Source organism: Paenibacillus bovis, assembly GCF_001421015.2.
GTDB lineage: Bacteria > Bacillota > Bacilli > Paenibacillales > Paenibacillaceae > Saccharibacillus > Saccharibacillus bovis.
Window position 1 is genome coordinate 1,596,534 of sequence record NZ_CP013023.1, and the last position, 22,899, is coordinate 1,619,432.

General features: G+C 49.1%; 19 protein-coding genes. 16 read left to right on the plus strand and 3 right to left on the minus strand.

Annotated features, from left to right (window positions below):
• Positions 1 to 36 precede the first annotated feature (36 nt).
• From AR543_RS06840 to AR543_RS06870, 7 genes are all read left to right on the plus strand, one after another.
• Positions 37 to 1,086, plus strand: coding sequence for a type IV pilus twitching motility protein PilT (locus AR543_RS06840; RefSeq protein WP_060532951.1), 1,050 nt, complete (start codon positions 37 to 39; stop codon positions 1,084 to 1,086).
• On the plus strand, positions 1,086 to 2,291 hold the full coding sequence (locus AR543_RS06845; protein WP_060532953.1) for a type II secretion system F family protein: 1,206 nt from the start codon (positions 1,086 to 1,088) through the stop codon (positions 2,289 to 2,291). The genes AR543_RS06840 and AR543_RS06845 overlap by 1 nt, the downstream gene beginning before the upstream one ends.
• 60 nt (positions 2,292 to 2,351) lie before the next feature.
• Positions 2,352 to 2,852, plus strand: coding sequence for a type II secretion system protein (locus AR543_RS06850; protein ID WP_060532956.1), 501 nt, complete (start codon positions 2,352 to 2,354; stop codon positions 2,850 to 2,852).
• Between the two features lie 112 nt (positions 2,853 to 2,964).
• Positions 2,965 to 3,720 (plus strand): prepilin peptidase, encoded by a 756-nt coding sequence (locus tag AR543_RS06855; protein WP_060532959.1) that lies wholly within the window; start codon positions 2,965 to 2,967, stop codon positions 3,718 to 3,720.
• Between the two features lie 16 nt (positions 3,721 to 3,736).
• Complete coding sequence (gene pilM / locus AR543_RS06860; RefSeq protein ID WP_060532961.1) at positions 3,737 to 5,344, plus strand: pilus assembly protein PilM; 1,608 nt, start codon at positions 3,737 to 3,739, stop codon at positions 5,342 to 5,344.
• Entirely contained in the window at positions 5,328 to 5,894 is a 567-nt protein-coding gene (gene pilO / locus AR543_RS06865) for a type 4a pilus biogenesis protein PilO (RefSeq protein ID WP_060532963.1), read from the plus strand. Before pilM ends, pilO begins: the two co-directional genes overlap by 17 nt.
• A 262-nt stretch (positions 5,895 to 6,156) precedes the next feature.
• Complete coding sequence (locus AR543_RS06870) at positions 6,157 to 7,770, plus strand: gamma-glutamyltransferase family protein (RefSeq protein WP_060532965.1); 1,614 nt, start codon at positions 6,157 to 6,159, stop codon at positions 7,768 to 7,770.
• Positions 7,771 to 8,119: 349 nt separating this feature from the next.
• On the opposite strand, the gene AR543_RS06875 is transcribed toward AR543_RS06870, so the two are convergent.
• The gene (locus tag AR543_RS06875; protein WP_060532967.1) at positions 8,120 to 8,527 is read right to left on the minus strand and encodes an Lrp/AsnC family transcriptional regulator; all 408 of its coding nucleotides are present in this window, start codon (positions 8,525 to 8,527) and stop codon (positions 8,120 to 8,122) included.
• A gap of 139 nt (positions 8,528 to 8,666) precedes the next feature.
• Here AR543_RS06875 and AR543_RS06880 point away from each other — a divergent pair, with 139 nt between their 5' ends.
• Positions 8,667 to 9,425 (plus strand): MBL fold metallo-hydrolase, encoded by a 759-nt coding sequence (locus AR543_RS06880; RefSeq protein WP_060532969.1) that lies wholly within the window; start codon positions 8,667 to 8,669, stop codon positions 9,423 to 9,425.
• Positions 9,426 to 9,741: 316 nt separating this feature from the next.
• Here the strand turns inward: AR543_RS06880 and AR543_RS06885 are convergent, their stop codons facing one another.
• Together AR543_RS06885 and AR543_RS06890 are read right to left on the minus strand one after the other, a co-directional pair.
• Positions 9,742 to 10,392 (minus strand): TVP38/TMEM64 family protein, encoded by a 651-nt coding sequence (locus AR543_RS06885; protein WP_060532971.1) that lies wholly within the window; start codon positions 10,390 to 10,392, stop codon positions 9,742 to 9,744.
• Between the two features lie 95 nt (positions 10,393 to 10,487).
• Positions 10,488 to 11,096, minus strand: coding sequence for a TVP38/TMEM64 family protein (locus tag AR543_RS06890; RefSeq protein WP_060532973.1), 609 nt, complete (start codon positions 11,094 to 11,096; stop codon positions 10,488 to 10,490).
• Between the two features lie 234 nt (positions 11,097 to 11,330).
• Here AR543_RS06890 and AR543_RS06895 point away from each other — a divergent pair, with 234 nt between their 5' ends.
• The 8 genes from AR543_RS06895 (at position 11,331) to AR543_RS06930 (ending at position 22,807) form a co-directional block, all read left to right on the plus strand.
• Positions 11,331 to 12,341 carry a potassium channel family protein gene (locus AR543_RS06895; protein WP_060532975.1) on the plus strand — a complete coding sequence of 337 codons (1,011 nt, stop codon included), beginning with the start codon at positions 11,331 to 11,333 and terminating at the stop codon, positions 12,339 to 12,341.
• 270 nt (positions 12,342 to 12,611) lie between these two features.
• Positions 12,612 to 13,382 (plus strand): type I 3-dehydroquinate dehydratase, encoded by a 771-nt coding sequence (gene aroD / locus AR543_RS06900; protein ID WP_060532978.1) that lies wholly within the window; start codon positions 12,612 to 12,614, stop codon positions 13,380 to 13,382.
• A 273-nt stretch (positions 13,383 to 13,655) separates the two neighbouring features.
• Positions 13,656 to 14,441 (plus strand): SMI1/KNR4 family protein, encoded by a 786-nt coding sequence (locus AR543_RS06905; RefSeq protein WP_060532980.1) that lies wholly within the window; start codon positions 13,656 to 13,658, stop codon positions 14,439 to 14,441.
• 123 nt (positions 14,442 to 14,564) lie between these two features.
• A complete protein-coding gene (locus AR543_RS06910; protein WP_060532982.1) occupies positions 14,565 to 16,019 on the plus strand; it encodes an SWIM zinc finger family protein in 1,455 nt (484 codons plus the stop codon).
• 20 nt (positions 16,020 to 16,039) lie between these two features.
• Positions 16,040 to 17,905, plus strand: coding sequence for a HEAT repeat domain-containing protein (locus AR543_RS06915; RefSeq protein WP_060532984.1), 1,866 nt, complete (start codon positions 16,040 to 16,042; stop codon positions 17,903 to 17,905).
• Complete coding sequence (locus tag AR543_RS06920) at positions 17,902 to 19,002, plus strand: AAA family ATPase (RefSeq protein ID WP_060532986.1); 1,101 nt, start codon at positions 17,902 to 17,904, stop codon at positions 19,000 to 19,002. The genes AR543_RS06915 and AR543_RS06920 overlap by 4 nt, the downstream gene beginning before the upstream one ends.
• Positions 19,003 to 19,064: 62 nt before the next feature.
• Entirely contained in the window at positions 19,065 to 21,383 is a 2,319-nt protein-coding gene (locus tag AR543_RS06925) for a DUF5682 family protein (protein ID WP_060536673.1), read from the plus strand.
• 197 nt (positions 21,384 to 21,580) lie between these two features.
• On the plus strand, positions 21,581 to 22,807 hold the full coding sequence (locus AR543_RS06930) for a VWA domain-containing protein (protein ID WP_060532988.1): 1,227 nt from the start codon (positions 21,581 to 21,583) through the stop codon (positions 22,805 to 22,807).
• Positions 22,808 to 22,899 lie beyond the last annotated feature (92 nt).

Genomic DNA, 22,899 nt, shown 5'->3' on the forward strand with positions numbered 1-22,899 from the left:
GACAGACGGGTAGCGGATGAGGGGGAATTTAATGTTATGAATAATACACACTACGATATTCGCAGTATGCTGCAGCAGATGGTTGCGCTGAATGCCTCCGATTTACATCTGTCCGCCGGTTCAGCGCCGGTGATGCGCATTCATGGCCAGCTAGGCAATCAGGGGGAAGAAGTACTGACACCGGCAGCCATACAGGCGATGGCAAAACAGCTGCTGGGCGAAGAACGTTTTAGCACTTTTGAGCAAGCGGGAGAGATTGACTTCTCCTATGCGGTGGAAGACAGTGCCCGTTACCGGATCAATATTTACCGGCAAAAGGGCGGCGTAAGTCTGGCGGCGCGCCGAATCACAAACGAGATTCCGACGCTGGAGCAGTTGGGTCTGCCCCCGTTATTGAAAAATCTGACCGAAAAACATCAGGGATTGATTCTGGTAACTGGTCCGACCGGAAGTGGTAAATCGTCGACACTGGCTGCGATGATCGGTTATATCAATAATCGACAATCCCGGCATATCGTCACGCTGGAAGATCCAATCGAGTATGTGCATACGCATAGAAGATCGCTGGTTAACCAGCGTGAGGTTGGCAGTGATACAGCTAGTTTTGCCAGTGGTATCCGGGCAGCTCTTCGTCAGGACCCGGATGTAATGCTGGTTGGAGAAATGCGCGATCTGGAGACCATATCTGCTGCAGTGACTGCTGCGGAGACCGGCCATCTCGTACTGGCTACGCTTCATACAAGCGATGCACCGCAGACGATCGACCGGATCATCGACGTATTCCCCGCTCATCAGCAGGGACAGATACGGATTCAGCTGGCTGCTGTGCTGACAGCTATTATCTCCCAGCGGCTGCTGCCGACAGTGGATAGCCGTGGACGCGCTTGTGCGACCGAGATTCTGATCAATACACCGGCGATTGCCAATTTGATCCGCACGGAGAAAACACATCAGATCCGCAGCATGATGCAGACTGGCAGAAGCTCTGGAATGCATACACTGGAAATGAGTATTCGCGATCTGATCCAGTCTGGCCGGATTGATCCGGTTGTCGGCAAGCTGTATCTACCGGAGGTGAGTGTCTGATGCCGCAGTTTCAGTATCAGGTACGCACTATTAATGGCAAAGAACTAAAAGGTACATTGACCGCTTCCGACAAAACGACTGCCATGGAAGAACTGCGGCGGCGGGGACTGACTGTATTTTTACTCGAAGAACAGCGTCTGACTCTGCTCACCAAAGACATCTATATCGGTAATCCGGTCAAAACGATTGATTTTATCGTGTACTGCCGCCAGTTTGCGACTCTGATCCGCGCTGGTGTCACTATTCTTGATGCAACCCGCATTCTGGCAGAGCAGACAGGGAGCAAGATATTGCGCCGCTCTTTGCAGGATGTACATTCCCGCCTGATGCGTGGGGTATCGCTGTCCCAGGCGATTCAGGATCAGCAGAAGATTTTCCCGCGCCTGTTTATCAGTATGATCCGTGCGGGTGAAGAATCGGGTGATCTGGAGAATACGCTGGAACGGCTGGCTGTTTATTTTGAGAAACGGCATGTTACCAAGGAAAAAATCAAATCTGCACTTGCCTATCCAGTAACGGTCGGTATTTTGGCTATTGCTGTTACCGTGTATCTACTATGGGCTATCGTGCCGCAGTTTGTGGACATGTTTGAATCGATGAATGCCCAGCTGCCGACGATTACGGTTATCGTACTCGCACTCAGCAAAAGTATCCAGCACCAGTGGTATATCTGGGCAATCGTCATTCTGGCACTGATCATCACTTTTGTCATGATGAAGCGATCGGAAAAAGGAGCGTACTGGATCGATTATGCCAAGCTGAAAATGCCGGTATTCGGTACATTGAATCAGAAAGGCGCGATCGCCCAATTTTCCCGTACGTTCTCCTCATTGTATGCCAGTTCGGTGCCTGTACTGCAGGCGCTATCCATCGTCACTGAAGTGGCAGGCAACAAGGTGATTGAGCGGTATCTGAACGAAGCGAGCGATTCGCTGCGTAAAGGGAATCCGCTGTCCGATCCGCTGAAAAAGGCATGGGTGTTCCCGCCAATGGTCACCCAGATGATCGCTATCGGTGAAGAAACCGGAGCGCTGGATCAGATGCTTAGCAAGGTGGCCGATTTCTATGAAATGGATGTAGAGAACACCGTTGATCGTCTGAAGTCACTGATTGAACCGCTGCTGATCGTATTTCTGGCAGCTGTCGTGGGTATCATCGTAGCTGCTATTATGCTGCCGATGTTCAGCCTGTATAACTCGTTATAATCGGCTATCGATTATATATAGCAAGACTGTAAGTCCATTTTAATTATTGGGGGAAAAACAATGTTGAGCGCAAAACTGAAAGCATTTGGCAATAAAGGATTCAAAGCAATGGGTAAAGACGAGAAAGGATTTACCCTGATCGAGCTCCTGGCTGTTATCGTTATCCTGGGTATCATCGCAGTTATCGCTATTCCATTGATTGGCAATATTATCAACAATTCAAAAACGAATGCGGATTTGAATACAGCTAACCAGGTTTACAATGCTGCTCGTATGTATGTTATTGGCCAAGAAAATGGCGATTTTGGTTCTGGCACAACTACAAAAACAATTACAATCAAAGTACTGATGGACAATGGTTATCTGGAAAAAACACTTACACTTCCAAGTACCAAAGCAGCACTGGATCCTACAGGTGTAGTTACATTTACAAGTGGAGAATTGACTTCGGTTAAACTTAATGCAGGAGCAAAAGGTGCTTCTAGTGACGGTACTTATGATGCTGCAAAAGTTCTTAGTGTAAATAAAGATGCTGTCACTACGCCTGCTAAAACAAGCTAAGAGATAGTTTAATATTTCAATTTAGAATACAAGCATAATGTACTACCTACAGGAACCGGAATACGCCCCCGGTTCCTGTTTAAATTGAAGAGGAAAGTGACTGTGAACCGCAATGACAATACTGATCGGCATATATGTGCTTATACTTGGCCTTGTACTGGGATCTTTTTATAACGTGGTTGCTCTGCGTGTTCCGGCAGGAGAGTCTGTGATTCATCCGCCTTCTCGTTGTCCGCACTGCGGAACACGGCTGACGGGAACGGATATGGTACCGGTATTCAGTTACCTCTGGAGCCGTGGCAGATGCCGGCACTGTCAGGCACCTGTATCTGTCTGGTATCCAATCGGGGAGGCGCTGACCGGGCTGATGTTTTTATGGATGTATCTGGAATACGGATTCACGGCACAGGCAATTACCGGTATGGTACTGGTCAGCCTATCGGTTATTATTACCGTAGCCGATATCTATTATATGAAGATTCCGAACCGGGTACTGCTTTTTTTCCTGCCGGTTCTGCTGGTATTGGTATTGCTGTTCCCTGTCACTTCGTTATGGAGCCATCTGGCTGGCGGGATCGGGGCAGGTGTTATTTTACTGATTGCAGCGATAGCAAGCAAAGGTGGAATGGGCATGGGAGATATCAAGCTGTTCGCCCTGTATGGATGGGTACTTGGGTTCCCGAATATGCTGATGGCGCTATTTATAGCTTGTCTGCTAGGTCTGGTGACCGGCTTGATTCTACGCTGTACAGGCCGCAGCGGCAAAAAACAGCCGATTCCGTTCGGGCCCTTTCTGGCGGTTGGTACGCTGATTGCTTATGTATATGGTCCAGTTATTATAAGCGGGTATCTCTCGCTGATTGTATAGGAGGAAATGACTGCACATGCTTCAATTCAAATCATCGTCATATGCGGGTCTCTCGATCGAACAAACCGGTATCCGATATGTCTCATTAAAAAAGAAAAAGCAGTGGGAAATGGAACAAAAGCGGTTTCTTCCTTTGCCGTCAGGCATCATCGTTGAGAATCAGATTGAGGATGAGGAAGCACTGGGTCAGCTGCTTCGCGATTGGATCTCCCGCGAAGGGCTCAAAGGCAAAGCAGTAGCATTATCGATCCCTCCCTCACGTATTCTGATACGTACAATGAGTATTCCCTTATCTTCACTCAAACAGGCCAACCAGCTGGTACAGCTCGAAGTGGAGACCGGTATGCATCTGCCGTTTGAAGATCCGGTCTATGATTATCTGGTTACCGGTACGGATGAGCTGGAAGCGCATCTGCTCGTATTTGCTGCGCCAAGCCAGCTGGTCAAAAGTTATGTGAACGTATTGGAAGCCGCAGGGATGCGGGTAAGCTCGGTAGAAATTTCTACAACTTCACTGGCACGCGCCGTAATGCTGGAGCAGGAGCTAGCCTTTACACAAACGATGCTGCTGCAGATCAACGGACGCGTATTGGACATCTACATGTATCGTGCTGGATATCCGGTTTTTATGCGGACGATTACATTGGCATTACCGGAAAATCTGTACTATAGCGAGGAACAGGAAGAAGAGCTTACTTCGGACAGTATCAGCGATATTCTTGCCGAAGTTTCGCGTATGCTGAACTTTTACCAGTATAGTCTGCATGATGGCTCTGTACGGATTGAGGAAATTATCGTTACTGGTTCGGCAAGGGAACGCAGTATGTTGGAAGCAGGACTGGTTGAATCGCTGGCCGATCTGCGTATTCTGACTATCGATTTTTATTCAGTCAGCGGTGCTTTTGAACAGGATGCCGAACTTAATGATTACCGGATGGCCGCAGGGACTGCACTGAGCCGGGAAGGCAAGCAGGTTATTAACTTGCTGCCGCGCCCCGAGCGCAAAACACAGCGTACCTCTTATGTACTGATTGGTGCAGCTGTTGTCTGGATACTGCTGATGGCGCTATCTTTATATGGATGGTTCAGTTACAAATCGGAAATTGCTGCGCAAGAGCAGCAGATTCAGCAGCTGACCGATGCCAATGCCAGTGTACAGCTGGAGCTGAACCAACTGAATGGCAGCGGTGGCAGTGGAGGAACGAGTGCCCAGGCGATTATGAATGCTGTGATCCAGTATAAAATGGACGTCGTGAATGTACTTGGACAGATCCGCAGTGCATTGCCTGCCGGAGGAGCAATGCGCAATATTGCCTTTGACCGCAGCAGCAATATCCAGCTGACGGTTAATGTACGCACACTGGCAGATGCTTCCGCCTATCTGGTCAAATTGAGAAGCATGCCTTTCGCTGCATCCGTGGATATTAATAATGCATCAAGAGATGCTTCGGCAGGGGCTAACTCGACGAGTGTCGTTCCGGTACAGGTGTATTCGGCCATTTACACTATTCATTTACAGGGTACAGCTGCAACAGACAGCAGCGGAAGCGGAGCTGCATCCGATTTGCAGAACACGACAAACAACGCCGCAGGCAAGGAGGACGCCAATGGAACAGCTAACTAAATCACGCCCTGCCATTTTGCTTGTTCTGGCTCTGTTGTTTCTTATTCTGCTGGCTGTGTATATGTTGGGAGTACGGCCGCTGAGCGAGCGGACGGAGCAGTATGATCAGAATATCTCGCAGATGCAGCAAGAATATGATCTGTTGCATCAGAAGCTGATTGAACTGAAAGGACATGCAGCCGATCAGGCAGTTCTGGATCAGGCGGTGCCAATGCAGGATCAAAGCGAACAGCTGCTGTTGTCCTTGCAGCAAATTGGTCAGAAAAGCAATGCACGCCTGACAGATGTCGCTTTTGCTTTAAAAGGTTCTGAAACTGAACAAGCAGCAGCGACAAATACCCAGCAGCTCTCCATCAATGCAGGGCAGATTCAGATGAGTGCCCAGGTCGAAGGCAGCTATACCGAAATTAAAAACTGGTTGAACGAGCTGCAAAAGCTTCCCCGCTTGATCAATGTCGATTCGTTCAGTTTTGACGAGCCGTATAATCCGGGCAAAGCAGCAGCCCCGATTACCGCTAAAATTGTATTTACTGCTTACTACACTCAATAATTTACCATTAGCAGCCATTATGAATATATGAAATTTGTATAGACCAAGAGCTTTGCTATGCGGAAGAGAGAAGATTAATATCTTTCCGTAATAGCAAAGCTCTTTTTTATGCTGAATATATAGTATTAGAAGCTGTGAAGTAGAGAGAAACTGATTCTGCTCCATATACACCAGATCTATGACGTTAGGTTATAATTTATCCATATTGTCCCAGCCCATTTCGTCCGTACTCATTATCCTAATCAAATGGAGGTATCCCATCATGCTATCCTATGACCCGTTATCCCATCCTTATCCATCCCAGCGGCATTCTGTCTATGCACGCAATGGAATGGTGGCTACTTCCCAGCCGCTGGCTGCTCAGGCCGGTCTGGATATTCTCCGCAAAGGCGGCAACGCGATCGATGCCGCGATTGCTACAGCTGCCTGTCTTACGGTGGTGGAACCAACGTCCAACGGAATCGGTGGAGATGCTTTTGCCATCGTCTGGACCAAAGACCGACTGCATGGATTGAATGCCAATGGTCCGGCGCCAGCATCTATTTCCATAGAGGCCGTACAGGCTGCCGGACATGAGAAAATACCGACTTATGGCTGGACACCAGTTACGGTGCCGGGTGCTCCTGCAGCATGGCAATCTTTATCGGATCGTTTTGGCAAGCTGCCGCTGAGCGAAGTGCTGCAGCCAGCTATCGACTATGCCGAGCAGGGGTTTCCGATCTCTCCAACGCTCGGTCACTACTGGCAGCTCGCTTACAGGCGGTTTTCGGATATCCTGTCGGGTGAGGAATACCGCAGTTGGTTTGATACCTTTGCACCGGATGGACGTGCTCCACGGATCGGGGAAATGTGGCGATCTCCCGGTCATGCAGCGACACTCCGCAGTATTGCAGAGACCGGAGCAGAATCCTTTTACCGTGGAGAACTGGCCGAGCAGATTGATGCGCATTCAAGTCAGTACGGTGGATTTCTACGCAAAGAAGACCTGGCTGCTTTTACACCGGAATGGGTAGATCCGATCTCGGTCAATTACCGCGGCTATGATGTATGGGAGATTCCACCGGCAGGTCAGGGACTAATCGCCCTAATGGCGCTTAATATTCTCAAAGGTTACGACTTCACCGACCGTGATACAGTCGATACTCACCATAAGCAATTCGAAGCGATCAAGCTGGCATTCAGTGATGGACTCAAATATATCACCCAGGAAGACAAAATGACGACACGAGCCGAGCATTTATTGTCGGACACCTATGCTGCTGCGAGGCGTGCACTGATTGGAGATGAAGCGCTTGAGCCGCAGCCTGGCCAGCCGCAGGCAGGTGGCACGGTCTATCTGGCGACAGCGGATAGCGAAGGCAATATGGTGTCCTATATTCAGAGTAATTACATGGGCTTTGGCTCCGGCATTGTCATTCCGGGAACAGGTATTGCCATGCAGAACCGTGGTCATTCCTTTTCCCTCGATCCGGCTCATGACAACCGTCTGGAACCGGGCAAAAAAACCTATCACACGATTATTCCCGGCTTCCTGACCAAAGACAGCAAACCGATCGGCCCATTTGGTGTTATGGGCGGATTCATGCAGCCCCAAGGACATGTGCAGGTCGTAATGAACATGATCGACTTCAAGCTGAATCCGCAGGCTGCACTGGATGCACCAAGATGGCAGTGGCTGGAGGACAAAGTGATTGAAGTGGAACCGGGCTTTCCCGATCATCTCGCTCAGAGTCTAATGCGCATGGGTCACCAGATCCGCCGCGCCAACAGTACCGGCAGCTTTGGACGAGGTCAAATTATCCTCCGCGATGAACACACCGGCGTCCTGATCGGCGGTACCGAAATGCGCACAGACGGAGCTATCGCTTCCTGGTGACTTTTAACCCTTTTCACTATTACTAACAATACTAGCAGCACTGTACAAATAAGAACAAAAACAAAAAGCAAGGATAAATGCCGGCATGGATTGCCGGTGTCTATCCTTGCTTTTTGGGGCTACATTCAATACAAGCCATCCCTATCTCACATACTGCCACTTCAGCAGCCATATGTTCAACCGCTACACGAGTAGAACAACGCACCGAGCGAAGGCAAGGGAATAGGGCAAAGGACGACCTTTAAGAATGGAGATCGACCGCTGCAAGCGGTTGTTCAGAATCTTCATTCTTAACCGGAGGACGTGCCCCATCCCTTGCCGAAGCGGTTGCTCTAATCCCCTCAACCGATCATTTGTTAATCACAATTGACAGCTTATAATTCACATACCGATTCAGTTCCACCAGAAACTGATCCAGCACCGCATTGGAAGGAAACTGGCATTCCAGCAAATAGCAACTGTCCCCGCTGATTTTATAATTATGAATCACAAACAATTCCTGCGTTTTCAAAAAGGATAGATAAGGCTGATGATACGTGTTCTGCGTGAAAATGCTGATAAACGCATGAACCGTATAGCCTACCTTTTCCTGATTTACCCTGATCGTATAACCTTCGATAATTCCCTGATCTTCCAGCCGCGCTACCCGGGCGGAAGCAGCCTGTCCGGTGAGGTGTACCTTTTCGCCCAGCTGCTTCATCGTGATTCGACTGTTGCGGGATAGTTCCTCAATGATCTGCTTGTCTACCTGATCCATATCGTTCCCAATCCTTTCAGAAATCAAGTCAAACTGCTCAAAGACTTGATTGTATCCATGTAAACCGTAATTGCTCCCAGTATAAAATAGAGATACAGCCAAACACAAACTTCATTTTCACAATAAAGGAGCCTAATCTATGAATATACAATTGATTCGCAACGCTACACTGGTCATCCAATATGCAGGACGGAAATTTCTGGTTGATCCATTTCTGGCACAGCAGGGAGTCTATCCGCCATTTGCCCCTTCACAGCGCGATGATCAGATGAATCCGCTGGTCGGTCTGCCTGTACCGATCAAAGAAATCATCGACGTAGACGCAGTGATCATAACGCATTTGCATCTGGATCATTACGATCCTGCCGCCAAGGAATGGCTGCCCAAAGATATTCAAATATTCGTCCAAAATGAAGAAGATGCGGTGCAGGTCAAGCAGGACGGATTTGTCCATGTAGAGGTACTGCACGAAAACACACTTTTCGAGGGAATCCAGCTGATCAAAACCAAAGGCGAACATGGCCGCGGTGAGATTCTCAAAAGAACCGGTCAGGTATGCGGGGTTGTGCTCAAACATCCGGAGGAGAAAACTCTGTATATCGCCGGTGACACCGTCTGGTACGGCGCAGTACAGCAAGTGATCGATACGTATCAGCCGGAAGTGATCGTCGTGAACGGCGGAGACAATCAGTTCCTGGAGGGCGGATCGCTCGTGATGGGCAAGGAAGATATCTATGCGGTACATCAAGCTGCCCCGGAAGCGCAGATTATCTCGGTGCATATGGAGGCTGTGAATCACTGGACATTATCACGAACCGAATTGAAAAGCTATGCTATGGAAAAAGGCATGTCCGATTATCTGTTGGTGCCGCAAGATGGCGAAGTCCATACATTTTGATCGCTGTTCAATCAGAACGTGAATAAAAAGCAGTAGACGAATCTACTATCTGTATATGGAAAATATCTGTATTGCCAATCCATAACAAATCGTTACAAGCCCATACAAAAAGAGACCTGTGCAAGGTCTCTTTTTCATATTCTTCTACTCGCTTTTTGGTTACAGGCTTGGTTTGAAGTATGTAAGTAGGCAGCACCTACATACCGCATGTATCAACAGGCTCTCCAACTGCAAACCCTATTCTATTGGGAGAATAGTATTATGTATGCACACAGGGTCGCAGTCATCGTGCTTTCCTGCATTACAATCCGGTTTTTCAGCCCTGTGGTTCCTGCTCTAATTCCAATTCGCCAACTACAGCCGTTTCCTCGTTATGGCGTCCAAACCAGCTACCCATTTTGCGCGCGATCAGGAAGCCAAGCCCAATGAACAGGATGACTGGCATCAGCTGCCATGGATTGTCCAGATAGCTGGTCAGATCGGAACCGATATACGATACAGTGAAAATCATAATCCCCCGGCCAAGCGCAGTGGCTGTGAGAAAGGAGCGAAAACGAATGCCGCTCAGTCCGGCAGCAATATGCATCATGGTAAACGGGCCAAACGGCAGCAGACTGAGCATGAAAAGGTAAATAAATCCGTTCTTTTCGATCCATTCGAGACTTTTGCGGATACTTTTACGTTCGGCGAATCGCTGAACATATTCATAATGCGATAGCTGCCGCACCAGACCGAATACCGTCAGAATCCCTGCCATGACGCCGATCCATGAAAATAAAAAGCCTGCCCACAGTCCATTGGAAGCTCCGTTGAGTCCGATAATTACACTCGTAGGCAGCGGAGGTACAAATGAAATCAGAAAGGCCAGCAGCATGCTGACCAGGGGGCCGAACGACTGGTACTGCTGCATAATCTCCGTTATTCCCTGTTCATTCAGGGCGGATAGCAGCGGTGTTGTCATTTCCATACAGTCAAATCCTCTCTCCATCGTTCGCTGGGTAACATTTTTAATAAGTTATTACCCATCTGCATCCCTAGCGATATGGACAGAAAAGAATCTTTTTACATATTATCCGGATCTTTGCGGCTGAAATAGGCTTCGATCCGGCGGCTGATTACCAGACAGACAATAACAAACAGAATTACCCATACCAGATACCAGGGCTGTTCCCAGTACAGCGCAAAGTCCGCTCCAATAAACGATACTGCAAATACCATGACACCCCGTCCAAACAGAATCGCGATCAGGAACGAGCGAAAACGGATGCCACTGAGTCCGGCAGCCAGATTGAGCAGCGTGAATGGACCGACCGGGAACAGACTGAGCAAAAACACATAATTGAACCCGTTATCCCTGACCCAGCGGCGCGTACGCTGCACCCTTGGACGCTGTACTATCCTTGATAGATAGCGATGCTGGGAGAGCTTGCGAATCAGCAAAAAGGCAGTAAGTGAGCCGCCGATAATACCGATATACGAATACAGGAAACCCATCCACAGTCCATAGACAGCAGCATTGACACCCAGCACCACAATCGTAGGCATCGGCGGAATAAATGATTTGAGAAAAGGAATTAAAATACTGATTAGCGGACCGAGCGACCGGTATTCGTTCATCCAGCGTCTCAGATTTTCCTCGTTAATAGCAGATAGCAGTTCCGATATATCCATAGCGCGTATATCCTTTCAGGTCACAGGGTCATTTTTATGTATTATAACAATATGTGTAGCCCTAGAATGAGATATCATGATATTTTATGAAAGTAAATGCTTACAATTACGGTTGATTCTATGGATAGAAAGGCATCTTTTATCAGGGACAAGCGTATCATCGTTAGCTGCTGATGACAAAAGGGGTGATCGGCACAGAGATCCGCACAGATAGCCGAAAGGAGAAAAAACAGCATGCATATCATTATCAAAATATCCCGCAAACTGCTGAGGATGCGCAAATCTGTGCTGGCAGCGACGACCATTCTGTTCGTACTGCTCAGTTCGACTATTGCTTATTTGCTGGAGCCGGCTACATTTACCCATTGGTTCAATGCACTGTACTGGGTACTGACGACGATGGCAACGGTAGGATACGGCGATTATTTTATGGAGTCGATCGCGGGCAAGATTTTTACGATTTTCCTGTATATCTTTGGAATCGGGCTGCTCAGTCTGATTATCGGCAAAATTATCGATTCGCTTGGAGAATATAATCGCAGAAAGGAAGCGGGCAAATTGGCTTATACCGGCAAAAATCACGTAATCATTATTAACTGGAGCAAAAAAGCACAGTATGCGATTGATGAACTGTTTTCCAGTAATCCGGAGCTGGATATTATTATTATCGATGAACTGGAAAAGCATCCGTATGACCATCCACAGGTCCATTATGTGCATGGAGATCCGACACGGGAAGAAACACTGAACCAGGCGAATATCCAACAGGCGCAGTCAGCTATTATTTTCGCGGATTCCCGGATTGACGATGCCTCGCTGGTAGATGGCAAATCGCTGCTGATTGCTTCCAGTATTGAACGAATGTCTTCCCATGTACATACTACAGTAGAGATTATGCTGGAGAACCATATCAAGAATTTTCATCATATTCATATTAATGAATTCGTACTGTCTCATGATGCCATCTCCCGACTGGCGGTACGTTCAGCGTTGAATGAAGGCAACAATGATATTATTAACCAGCTGCTGAATCGACGTTATGGCGAGGATTTGTTCCCGATCGCCCTACGGCCGGAATGGAAAACATACGGGGATGCTTTTCATGAGCTGCTATCCATGGGAGCGACGCTGATCAGCGACCGTAATGATATGACAATCAACCGCAAGCTGTCCGAGCCGATCCCGGCCGAAGCCCGGTTATTCATACTGTGTGATGATGAGACGTATCGCAAAATTGCCGGCTGAACCTATGCGCCAGATGCTGGAAAGTAAGCGCAAATGAGTAGTCGTTTGCGTTATTGAATAAGAATATGGAGACGAACGGATCTGCAAGCATTTTGTCCTTTCAGGAGCGGTATAAAGGGGTATAGGATCAATAGCAGAACGAATGAAGCACAGGCGGTTATTCAGATAGTGGCAGATATTCGGTTTGCCCAAGTAATGCAATTGTGCTGACTTCCATTTCCGTATATACTTCATTCAACTGGTATAGACTAGACAAAGGAGTAGTTGAAAATGACTCACACAATCAAACCTGTAATTGCCAAGCATGTAAGCATCGGAGAAGGTATACCGAAGATTTGTGTATCCCTTATTGGCAGAACGATAGAGGAGATCCGTCAGGAAGCGCTGGCGATGCAGGCGGCAGATGTAGACGTAGTCGAATGGCGCGTTGATTTTTATGAAGATGTGGAAGATACCGGCAAAGTCAAAGAAGCGCTCAACAGTATCCGGGCGATTTTGCCATCACGTCCGCTGATTTTTACATTCCGCACCAGCCGTGAAGGTGGAGAGCGGCATATGGACGAAGACACTTATTTCCGTCTGAACGAGGAAGTAATTCTTACAGGCCAGGCAGATCTGGTGGATATCGAACTATTTATGAATGAAGATCGTATTCGTTCGATTATTGATATAGCGCATCAGAACGATATGCATGTGATTATTTCCAATCATGATTTCCAGCAGACGCCGCCCAAGGAAGAACTGCTGTCCCGGATGCATAAAGCACTGGAGCTTGGCGGGGATATTCCCAAAATATCCATGATGCCGCAGAAAACCAGCGATGTGCTGACTCTGCTGGATGCTACCTGCACCATGCATGAGCAGACCGATCATCCTATCATTACTATCTCCATGTCGGGTAAAGGCATGGTTAGCCGGATTGCAGGCGAATTATTCGGTTCGGCGCTGACATTCGGTTCCCTGCGCAATGAGTCCGCACCGGGACAGGTGCCTGTACAGGATCTGCGTCAGACGCTCAAGCTGTTCCATGCCAATCTGTAACAGGAAATTTTCCCTATTCCCTGTTATATGGAATGCATCGCGTGTATATGGAATAGATCGTGTATAGATCGCGCATAGATAGAATGGCTTGCGGGCAGCAGCATAGGGTATGATGCAGGCAGATAAACGGAATCATATTCAGTAACCAAATAAATCGCAGCACAGAATCGGCTGTACTCCAGGGCATACATATGACGAATATGTATGCCTTTTTGCATTTTGATCCTCTAGCATGATTAGATAAGGGAAAGAAATCAGGAGGAGGAATTACATATGTACTTGGTATCCAATTATGTAAAGACGATAACCGGAGAGCAGCTTCGACTGCTGGAGCAAGAATGGAATATCAGTCTGCCGTCATCATATATACAGTTTCTGGAGCAGTATGGACAGGGAACCTACTGCGGTCTGCTGAATGTGGAATATCCCGATCGGGAGCGTCTGCAGGAATTTGTGGAATACGAGCTGTGGGAGCATGATGAGCAGAGCCCGATTACACGGGAACAGCTGGCCGAATGTATCGTGATCGCTACAACGATCGATGGTGATTTTGTAGCATTGCACCCACAGGTAGAGTCCTTGATCTGGCTGCCCCGGCATTCAGAGATCATCGAGCGGCGCAGCTGCGGCGAGCAGTCATGGATAGAGTGTATGGAGACATGGATAGAAGCAGCTTATGGTTCGCTGGATCTTGCGGAGACGGAGCGTTATTTTGAACCGTGGAATGATCGTCAGCAGCATCTGTTCCTGATGCTCGGTACACAGGAAGCCATGCCGAACGAGCAGACAGACGAAGCAGAAGGTACTGTATCCGGCAGGGAAACGAATCCTCTGGCAGACATTGCCCATCAATGTGCAGAAATCATGAAACCGGATTTGATCATCAATAATCCATATAGCGGACTGCTGTTTTTCCGCTCATTGAATGGGTATGTGCGATTCAATTATGCCTATGGCAGAGAAGTGGCTGTCGTTTATGAACAAGAAGAACCTAAGGAAGGAAATGGAAGTTTCCTGGTTCGGCTGCTGCAGTTTATGCGTGAACATAACATACAATAATAATAGGACAAAATACCCCTTCAAAAATACGAACACTTGTTCTAAAATGAAAATGAAGATTCGTGTAACAAGCCCCTATTTATAGATGGGCAGAATTACGCGACAGATCAGGGAGGTCTTTTTATGGGATTGGAACTTACGGAAGCTTACATAGACGGACTGGCACCGAACGCAGCGGCAATCAAAAATGCCAAAGGACTGATTCAAAAAAGAAAGCTGGTACAGCTTAACCGGACACAAGACGATACGCTGCTATTTGGCGAATGCGCAGGCAGCGGCAAAAGCAATTATGTATGCTCGGCCGACTTTATTCAGCCTGACAAACCGGTTACGCGCTGCAGCTGCCCGAGCCGTCAGTTTCCTTGCAAGCATGCGCTGGCGATCTTATATGCGTATGCAGCAGGCGAAACATTTGCTATTGCCGAAGTGCCGGAAGACATTGCTTCCAAACGGGAAAAGATAGAGAAACGCGAAGAAAAACAGATACAGGCCGCAGCCCAGCAGGAGGACCCTGCCAAAGCCGCCAAAAAGAAAACGACCAGCAAAAATGCGCTGAAGAAAAAAGTACAGGCGCAGCTGGAAGGGCTGGATGCTCTCGAAAAGCTGCTGTTGACGCTGATTCGTGATGGTCTGGGCACGATGGATGCCAAAACCGTCAAAAGTATCAATGAACAGGTCAAGCAGATTGGCAATTATTATTTGACCGGAGCCCAAAACGAGCTGCGCCGACTGGCTCTGCTGCTGGCCGAAAAAAATAACCGTGAGCAGCATTATACATATATTATTGCCCAGATGACCCGCCTGCATGCGCTTATTCAAAAAGGCCGGCGCCATCTGCAAGCCAAGCTGGATGATCCGGAGCTGGCACTGGATGCGGAATCTACCATCGAAGAATGGCTGGGACATGCGTGGCAGCTGAGCGAACTTCAGGAATACGGCAAAATGAGCGAACAGGCGGAACTGATCCAGCTGTCTTTTATCAGCTATGACGACCCCGGCCGTCAGGAATATATTGATCTGGGATACTGGATGGAGATGGGCACTTCCCATATTTATCGTACTCTGCAGTATCGTCCTTACCGTGCAGCCAAGCATCTGAGGGAAGAAGACAGCTTTATGGAGATTGCTGCTGTACCCGCGCTGTATCAATATCCGGGCGATCTCAATCCCCGTATACGCTGGGATGGAATGACGACCCGAATGGTGGAGCCCGGGGATATCCAAAATGTACATGGACAGGCTCAGCGTTCGTATGCCGATGTAGTCAAACAGGTCAAAAACCAGCTCAAAAATCCGCTTGCCGATGAGCATCCGGCCGTATTGATTTATGCAGCGGAGATTTGCAGCACGTCGAGTGGAAAATACGCGATTACGGATGGCAATGGACAACATCTGGTGCTGGATGCTGTGGGCGGTGTATACCCGGATACAGTACAGCTGCTTTCTTTCCTGCCTGCAGAGCAGCTGCACGATGTAGCTGTATTGGGCATTTTTGAGCATCGTATGGATACCGGCGAGCTGGTACTGCAGCCGCTGTCTATTGTGACGAATCATGCGATTGTCAGACTTTTATACTGAGAAGAACAGGAGGGGAACTTATGAGTACAGCTTTATTACAGGAAGTGTATCAGGAAGTACGGCGTTTATATATTGCAGGCAGTGAGCTGTCAGCCGGGGATTTTCGTCTCCAGAAGCTGCTGCCACGTGTAGAGCAGCTTGGAGAGCGGGCTGCGGTATTTCAAAAGATTGCCGAAGGAATCCGGGAGCTGATCCAGCCGCTGGCTGCCGCTGGGCAGGAATCTGCCTCGGCCATCAAGCTGCAGCGTCTTGCACTGCTGCTGTTTTCCGTACTGCGTACCCAGGGCAGCACGACAGCGGCAGGCGAACTGCAGCCTGTAACCTCACGTCCAGCGTCGTTGACGACCACTTATACATATCGCAAAATCGCTCCGCTGCAGCAGGCACTCACGACAACAGGCGGTGGACGCCATGAAATTGTAAAAGAAGCATTTGCAGCAGGCATTTTCCAGGATCTGCGTACCCTGCCGCTGGCAATTGGAGCGCTAAATGATGTCTATGTCGAAATTGCCGACATGGCTGCCGAGCAGATTTTGCCGTCTTATGGTGCGCCTATTATTCCTTATATGCTGGAGCACTTTGATCGATCCGGAGGACGGCTGGAAGCGCGCAAGCTCAAAGTTATCTATCGGATAGGCGGCACAGATTATATGGAATTGTATGCCGAAGCGGCAGAATCCGGTTCGGAAGAAGTACGAACCACGGCGATAGCCATGCTGAGAGGGCATGAAGAATATACGCCATCCCTGATCCGCTGGACTCGCGACAAAAAGAAAAGTATTCGTGAAGCAGCCTATGCAGCCTTAGCCGGCAGTCGTTCCCAGGATGCGATGGAGTGTCTGTATCATGCATTTCACAGCAAAGATATCGAACTGGTCACCGCCGCGCTGAGAGAAGAAATGGCCGGAGAGCTAACCGAAAAGCTGCTGCTGGATTATTGGAAAGATGTAGAGCAGGTACTGACAGAGCAGGAGGAAAAGCAGCTGGACAAGCTGCAGATGCGGATTGAAGCGTATGTATCGCTGTTTTGTTTGTCGGATCATGCACTGCTCAACAAATTATATTACCTGATTCTGAATCATTACAGCCAATTTGCCCAGGATCGATGGTACATGCTGATGAATCAGGTCGTCTCTTATGTTGAGGAGCATGGAGAGCGTGAGATGTTGCCATTAATGTTCCAATTGGAAGATTACAGTGATAATTATCTACCCTATGCGTTTCGGATGGCGTACCGGCTGCTGTCGCCTGCAGAGCTATATGAACGCTATGTAGGCAAAGAAGGTCTGCTCCAGGCGGGTGTAGTATCCAAAAAACGCAAAGCGCGGCTTCCCAAACTACGGAAAGCACTATATAGCCTGTTGATTCATGATGCGATGGAACCAGTTATTGGGACAGCTTATGATCCTTCGGAAGAACGTCTGGCGTATACTCTGCGGCTGATTCCGCTGGAGCAGGTAGAACAGCAATGGGATATACGATGGGTGGATTGGGCTGTCAAAATAGACGATTCGGAGCTGGTAGCAGCATTGTTACGTTCGGATATGCCGGATATCCAGACCTATCTGATCGGCAAATTAAAAAAGAACCCCGAATTCCGCAACCGCTGGGCACCGCTGATTCTGCAAGGGCTTGATCGAAGCGGCATTTCCAAAGCCGAAAAACGAGAGCTGCTATGGACAGCGCTAGATGACAAGCGCAATACCAGCATGTACACGCTGGATCCGTATATTGTACGTTCGCTGCTGGAATTCCCGGTAGAAGATATTGAACGTCTGGAAGCTCTGCTGACGCCAGAAGACAACAAATCAGGCTCCAGATTCCGCTATGAAGCGGCCGGACAGATAGAGTATGTGATTAATACATTGAAAGGGATGAGAGCATGAGTAATCAGGAATCACTGCACGAGGTACTGAGGCAGTCGGCTGAACAGCTGTATGCCCATGAACTGGAAGCGCTGCGCCAAAATGATACAGGGAGAGTTCCTGCCGGATGGCAAATGTCACCGCAGGCAGTATTGACCTTTATTATCGGTGGCAAAGCTGGTAATACCGAGATTACTCCCAAATATATCGGTAATCGCAGACTGGTAGAGATGGCAATCGCTACACTGGTGACCGATCGTGCCCTGCTGCTGATCGGTGAACCGGGTACGGCCAAGTCCTGGTTATCGGAGAATCTGACAGCAGCTATTTACGGACATTCCGGGCTGGTCGTGCAGGGAACAGCAGGCACAACCGAGGAACATGTACGCTATTCGTGGAATTATGCGATGCTGCTGGCGAATGGTCCTACACCGGAAGCGCTGGTGCAGAGCCCGATCATGCGGGCGATGGAAGCGGGCGGGATTGCTCGTTTTGAGGAAATTTCACGCTGTGCTTCCGAAGTGCAGGATGCGCTGATCTCTATCCTGTCAGAGAAGACGATCTCTGTGCCCGAACTGGGCAAGGAAATGAATGCCCGCAAAGGATTCTCCATTATTGCCACCGCCAATACAAGAGATCGCGGAGTGAACGAAATGTCGGCTGCGCTCAAGCGCCGCTTTAATATTATCGTACTGCCTGCGCCAGACAGTATTGAGACTGAGATTGAAATTGTCAGAAAACGTGTGGGCGAAATTGCTTCGGCATACGATCTGCAGGCTGCTGTTCCGGCAGAAGAGGCACTACACAAAGTAGTCACCATTTTCCGGGAGCTGCGCAGCGGTATGACACTGGATAAAAAGGACAAGCTGAAATCACCAGCAGGCGTTATCTCGACAGCGGAAGCGATCTCCCTATTAACCAATAGCATGGCTCTGGCTGCCAGCTTTGGCAGTGGTGAATTAACGGATGAAGATCTGGCCGCCGGTCTTCAGGGGGCTATCGTCAAAGACGATGACAAAGACCGGATCGTCTGGAAAGAATACCTGGATAATGTAATGAAGAAACGCGGTGCACAGTGGCAGGGATTGTATCATGCCTGCAAGGAGATCAATCAGTGAGTGCCGGCCACGGTAATGGAGTTCATATTTTTGGCGTCCGCCATTTGTCCCCCGGCGGTGCCATGCATCTGCTCAGTGAGCTGGATCGTATCCAGCCCACAGCGGTATTGATTGAAGGACCGGCAGACGCTACACCTGAAATCCGGCATCTGGTTCACCGCCAAACGCGTCCACCGGTAGCTATACTGGCTTTTACGGCAGAACTGCCGGTACGAACCGCTCTGTGGCCATTGGCAGAATATTCACCCGAATATCAGGCGATGAAATGGGCGGCTGAACATAGCGCGGAAGCTTCTTTTATCGATTTGCCTTCTTTGGTCATGATTGCGCTGCAGGAACAGCGCGATCTGGCGAGACAGCAGGAGCGTCCTACTACTGTCGATACTCCGGCTGTCAACGAGCCGGATGAACAAATAGAGCTGTTAACACGGGAAGAAAAAGAGGCGATTTTCTCTGATCAACAGCAGGGTTCCCTGTACAACAAAATAGCCCAGCTGGCTGGCGAGGATGACTATGAGATGTACTGGGAGCGCAGCTACGAGCATAATCTGAATCCGGATGCTTATCGCGAAGCGATTCTGGCTTTTTCCGAACAGATGCGGGAACTGACCGAAGAGCAGGAGAAGATCCATGCAACGGTAGAGTATGCCTATAATGCTGTTCGTGAAGCTTACATGTGCCGCAAAATACAGGATGCCATACAGCAGGGGCATCAGCCCAATCGTATTCTGGTCATTTGCGGAGCCTATCATGCAGCCGCTCTGCGTACATCGGTTCATATAATGACGGATGAGGAAATGAAGACTCTGCCGCAGCGGCCTACCCGTCTGACATTGATGCCGTATTCGTATTATCGTTTGTCGTCGATGTCGGGTTATGGAGCTGGCAACCAGGCGCCTTATTATTATGAGCTGATGTGGCAGCAGATGAAGCTTGGTGCGCTGGATGAACTGCCTCATCTTTATTTATCATCGGTGGCACGCCATCTGCGCCAGTCGGGGACCCACCGATCGACAGCCGAAGTGATTGAAGCGGTACGGATGGCACGTTCGCTGGCTGCCCTGCATCATGGCAGTTCGCCGGTGCTGCGTGATTTGCGTGATGCTGCTCAGACGTTGCTCGGGCATGGTGACCTGGCTGTTGTAGCCGAATCACTGGCGCATATCAATGTAGGTACCTCAATCGGTTATTTGGCCGAGGGAGTCAGCCAAACACCGATCCAGGATGATCTGAACCGGCTGTTCAAGGAGCTGAAGCTTGCCAAATACAAAACGACAGTAGCCACCGAACTGGTACTGGATTTGCGAGAAAACCGGCGTGTGCGTACAGAAGCTGCGGCTTATCTGGATCTGAATCGTTCCTTTTTGCTGCATCGTTTGAAGCTGCTTGGAATAGGATTTGCCCGGCTCAAGAGCAGCGGACAGGAACAGGCTTCCTGGGCAGAACAGTGGATATTGCAGTGGTCTCCCGAAGCCGAGATTCAGGTCGTGGAATCGACACTGCTCGGAGAAACGGTCGAAGTGGCAGCTGCTTATGTACTCCAGCAAAAACTGGAAGCTTGTACGACGATCGACGAAGCATCCCGGCTGATTGTAACTGCCTGTGAATGCGGAATGGTCACCCAGCTGGAGAATGCCCGGCAGACCCTGCAGCGTCTCGCAGTAGATAATCAGGATGTGATCCAGATTGCTTCTGCTGCCAAAGGATTGTCGACCATTATACAATATGGCGATATTCGCCGCGTGCAGACAGGGCCGCTAGTCCCGCTGCTGGAGCAGCTGTTTATGCGTGCCTGTCTGTTCCTGACCGATAACAGCCAGTGCCAGGATGAAGTGGCAGCCGAGATGATGAGCGCGATTCATGAATTGAATACCATTTCACTGGATCATAATGAAGAAGTGGACGAGGCATTATGGCTGCATGAACTGCAGCAGCTGATGAGCAGGGATGATCTCAATGCCAAATTATCCGGATTTGCCTGCTCCCTACTAATGGAGCGCAATGTACTGGATGCCGCCCAGGCTGCTGCCGAAGTATCACGACGTCTGTCACCAGGCGTTCCGGCAGAACTCGGCGCCGGATGGTTCGAAGGCTTGTCCCAGCGCAATCGCTATATGCTGCTGTCGCGAATCAGTCTCTGGGAACAGCTCAGTGACTATATTGACGCGCTGGAGCATGAGGATTTTGTTCGTGCGCTTGTATTTCTTCGCCGTGCATTCAGTACATTTGCCCCGCACGAGAAAAATATGATTGCCGAGCTGCTCGGCGAAATCTGGGGTGTTCATGCCGAACAGGTGGCCGAAGTGCTCACTGAAGAACTGAAGGCGGAAGAAACCAAAATGATCGATGATCTGAATGATTTTGATTTCGATGATTTTTAAATAACGAAGTAGAAGTAGAAGTAGAAGTGGAAGTGGAAAATAAAATACTAGTAGTATGTAAAACAACAATAGAATGTAGATATAAAAAAACAAAGAACGTAAATATAGAAAACTAGCGGTACATGCAAAGCATCATAGATAAAAATACAGATAAACCCAGACAGATCAATAAGCAAGACAGGAAAGGAGTGAAACCGATGACTGAGAATTCTCCGGATATGGGAAAACATCTGTCGCGCTGGCGACTGATTCTGGGCGCTGAAGCAGAGCAACAGCTGGATTCTTTTAGCCAGGAAGGCTGTGGAGCACTGACAGCAGATGAACGGATTATGGATGAAGCACTGGCTGCTATTTATGATGATACAGGCGGTGGCAGTGGTAGCAGCGGTCAGGGAGGCGGCGCAGGAGGCCGAGGAGCCGGCAATGGACAGTCTGCTCCTCGACTATCCAGATGGCTGGGGGATGTACGCAACTTCTTCCCCGAAGATATTGTGTCTATTATTCAGAACGATGCGATGGAACGCAAAGGATGGAAGCAGCTGCTGTTCGAGCCTGAAGTATTATCCCAGGTCAAGCCGGATATAACGATGGTGGGTACATTGATGGCGCTAAAGGGCAAAATTCCCGAGAAGACCAAAGAAACCGCCAGACAGCTGATTCAGGCGGTAGTGGATGATCTCGTACGTCGACTGGAACAGGATATCCGCCGTGCCGTAACAGGCGCATTGAACCGTCGTCAGCATTCGCCGCTCCCTTCCCTATCTGGCATAGACTGGAAAAGAACCATTCAGCGCAATCTCAAGCACTATGATCGTACACGCGGGCAGATCATCCCGGAGAAGTTTTACTATTTTGACCGGGCACGCCGCAGTCATGAATGGAAAGTTATCGTGGATATTGATCAAAGCGGCTCTATGGCGGAATCTATTATCTGGGCTTCGGTAACAGCTTCGATCTTCGCCAGTATGCCGGCTCTGGATACACGTGTAGTCGCTTTTGATACTTCGGTAGTCGATCTGACAGAACAATGCGCCAATGATCCGGTAGATATGCTGTTTGGTATCCAGCTGGGAGGCGGCACCAATATTGACAAATCGGTCGCCTATTGCGAAGAATTTATCGAGGAGCCAAAGAAAACGCTGTTTATACTGATCTCCGATCTGTATGAAGGAGGCAGTCAGGCCCGGCTGGTACGCAGAATGCGTGAAATGCGCGAATCCGGTGTCAAAACACTGTGCCTGCTGGCTTTGTCCGATGAAGGCAAGCCGTTTTACGACAAGCAGCTTGCCCGTCAATTGACTCGGGATGGTACGCCGAGTTTTGCCTGTACTCCTGCTCTGCTGCCTTCGCTTGTCGAAGGCGCACTGAAAGGGCAGGATCTGAACGAGCTGGTCACACGACTGGGTATAAAGATGGACACATAAGCAGCTGTCCGCAGCAGCGGTCTTTCTTTGTATTCCTTAGTACACTCCTCAAAATAGCAGCTAAATGCAACCGGGATGTTTATTCGTCCTCA

Bases quoted from the DNA above. Each gene is read 5' to 3' on its own strand.
- AR543_RS06880 (WP_060532969.1), top strand. From the start codon at position 8,667: ATGAATATACAATTGATTCGCAACGCTACACTGGTCATCCAATATGCA.
- AR543_RS06895 (WP_060532975.1), top strand. From the start codon at position 11,331: ATGCATATCATTATCAAAATATCCCGCAAACTGCTGAGGATGCGCAAA.
- AR543_RS06910 (WP_060532982.1), top strand. From the start codon at position 14,565: ATGGGATTGGAACTTACGGAAGCTTACATAGACGGACTGGCACCGAAC.
- AR543_RS06870 (WP_060532965.1), top strand. From the start codon at position 6,157: ATGCTATCCTATGACCCGTTATCCCATCCTTATCCATCCCAGCGGCAT.
- pilO (WP_060532963.1), top strand. From the start codon at position 5,328: ATGGAACAGCTAACTAAATCACGCCCTGCCATTTTGCTTGTTCTGGCT.
- aroD (WP_060532978.1), top strand. From the start codon at position 12,612: ATGACTCACACAATCAAACCTGTAATTGCCAAGCATGTAAGCATCGGA.
- AR543_RS06920 (WP_060532986.1), top strand. From the start codon at position 17,902: ATGAGTAATCAGGAATCACTGCACGAGGTACTGAGGCAGTCGGCTGAA.
- AR543_RS06885 (WP_060532971.1), bottom strand. From the start codon at position 10,392: ATGGAAATGACAACACCGCTGCTATCCGCCCTGAATGAACAGGGAATA.
- AR543_RS06930 (WP_060532988.1), top strand. From the start codon at position 21,581: ATGACTGAGAATTCTCCGGATATGGGAAAACATCTGTCGCGCTGGCGA.
- AR543_RS06850 (WP_060532956.1), top strand. From the start codon at position 2,352: ATGTTGAGCGCAAAACTGAAAGCATTTGGCAATAAAGGATTCAAAGCA.
- AR543_RS06840 (WP_060532951.1), top strand. From the start codon at position 37: ATGAATAATACACACTACGATATTCGCAGTATGCTGCAGCAGATGGTT.
- pilM (WP_060532961.1), top strand. From the start codon at position 3,737: ATGCTTCAATTCAAATCATCGTCATATGCGGGTCTCTCGATCGAACAA.
- AR543_RS06925 (WP_060536673.1), top strand. From the start codon at position 19,065: ATGCATCTGCTCAGTGAGCTGGATCGTATCCAGCCCACAGCGGTATTG.
- AR543_RS06915 (WP_060532984.1), top strand. From the start codon at position 16,040: ATGAGTACAGCTTTATTACAGGAAGTGTATCAGGAAGTACGGCGTTTA.
- AR543_RS06855 (WP_060532959.1), top strand. From the start codon at position 2,965: ATGACAATACTGATCGGCATATATGTGCTTATACTTGGCCTTGTACTG.
- AR543_RS06845 (WP_060532953.1), top strand. From the start codon at position 1,086: ATGCCGCAGTTTCAGTATCAGGTACGCACTATTAATGGCAAAGAACTA.
- AR543_RS06890 (WP_060532973.1), bottom strand. From the start codon at position 11,096: ATGGATATATCGGAACTGCTATCTGCTATTAACGAGGAAAATCTGAGA.
- AR543_RS06905 (WP_060532980.1), top strand. From the start codon at position 13,656: ATGTACTTGGTATCCAATTATGTAAAGACGATAACCGGAGAGCAGCTT.
- AR543_RS06875 (WP_060532967.1), bottom strand. From the start codon at position 8,527: ATGGATCAGGTAGACAAGCAGATCATTGAGGAACTATCCCGCAACAGT.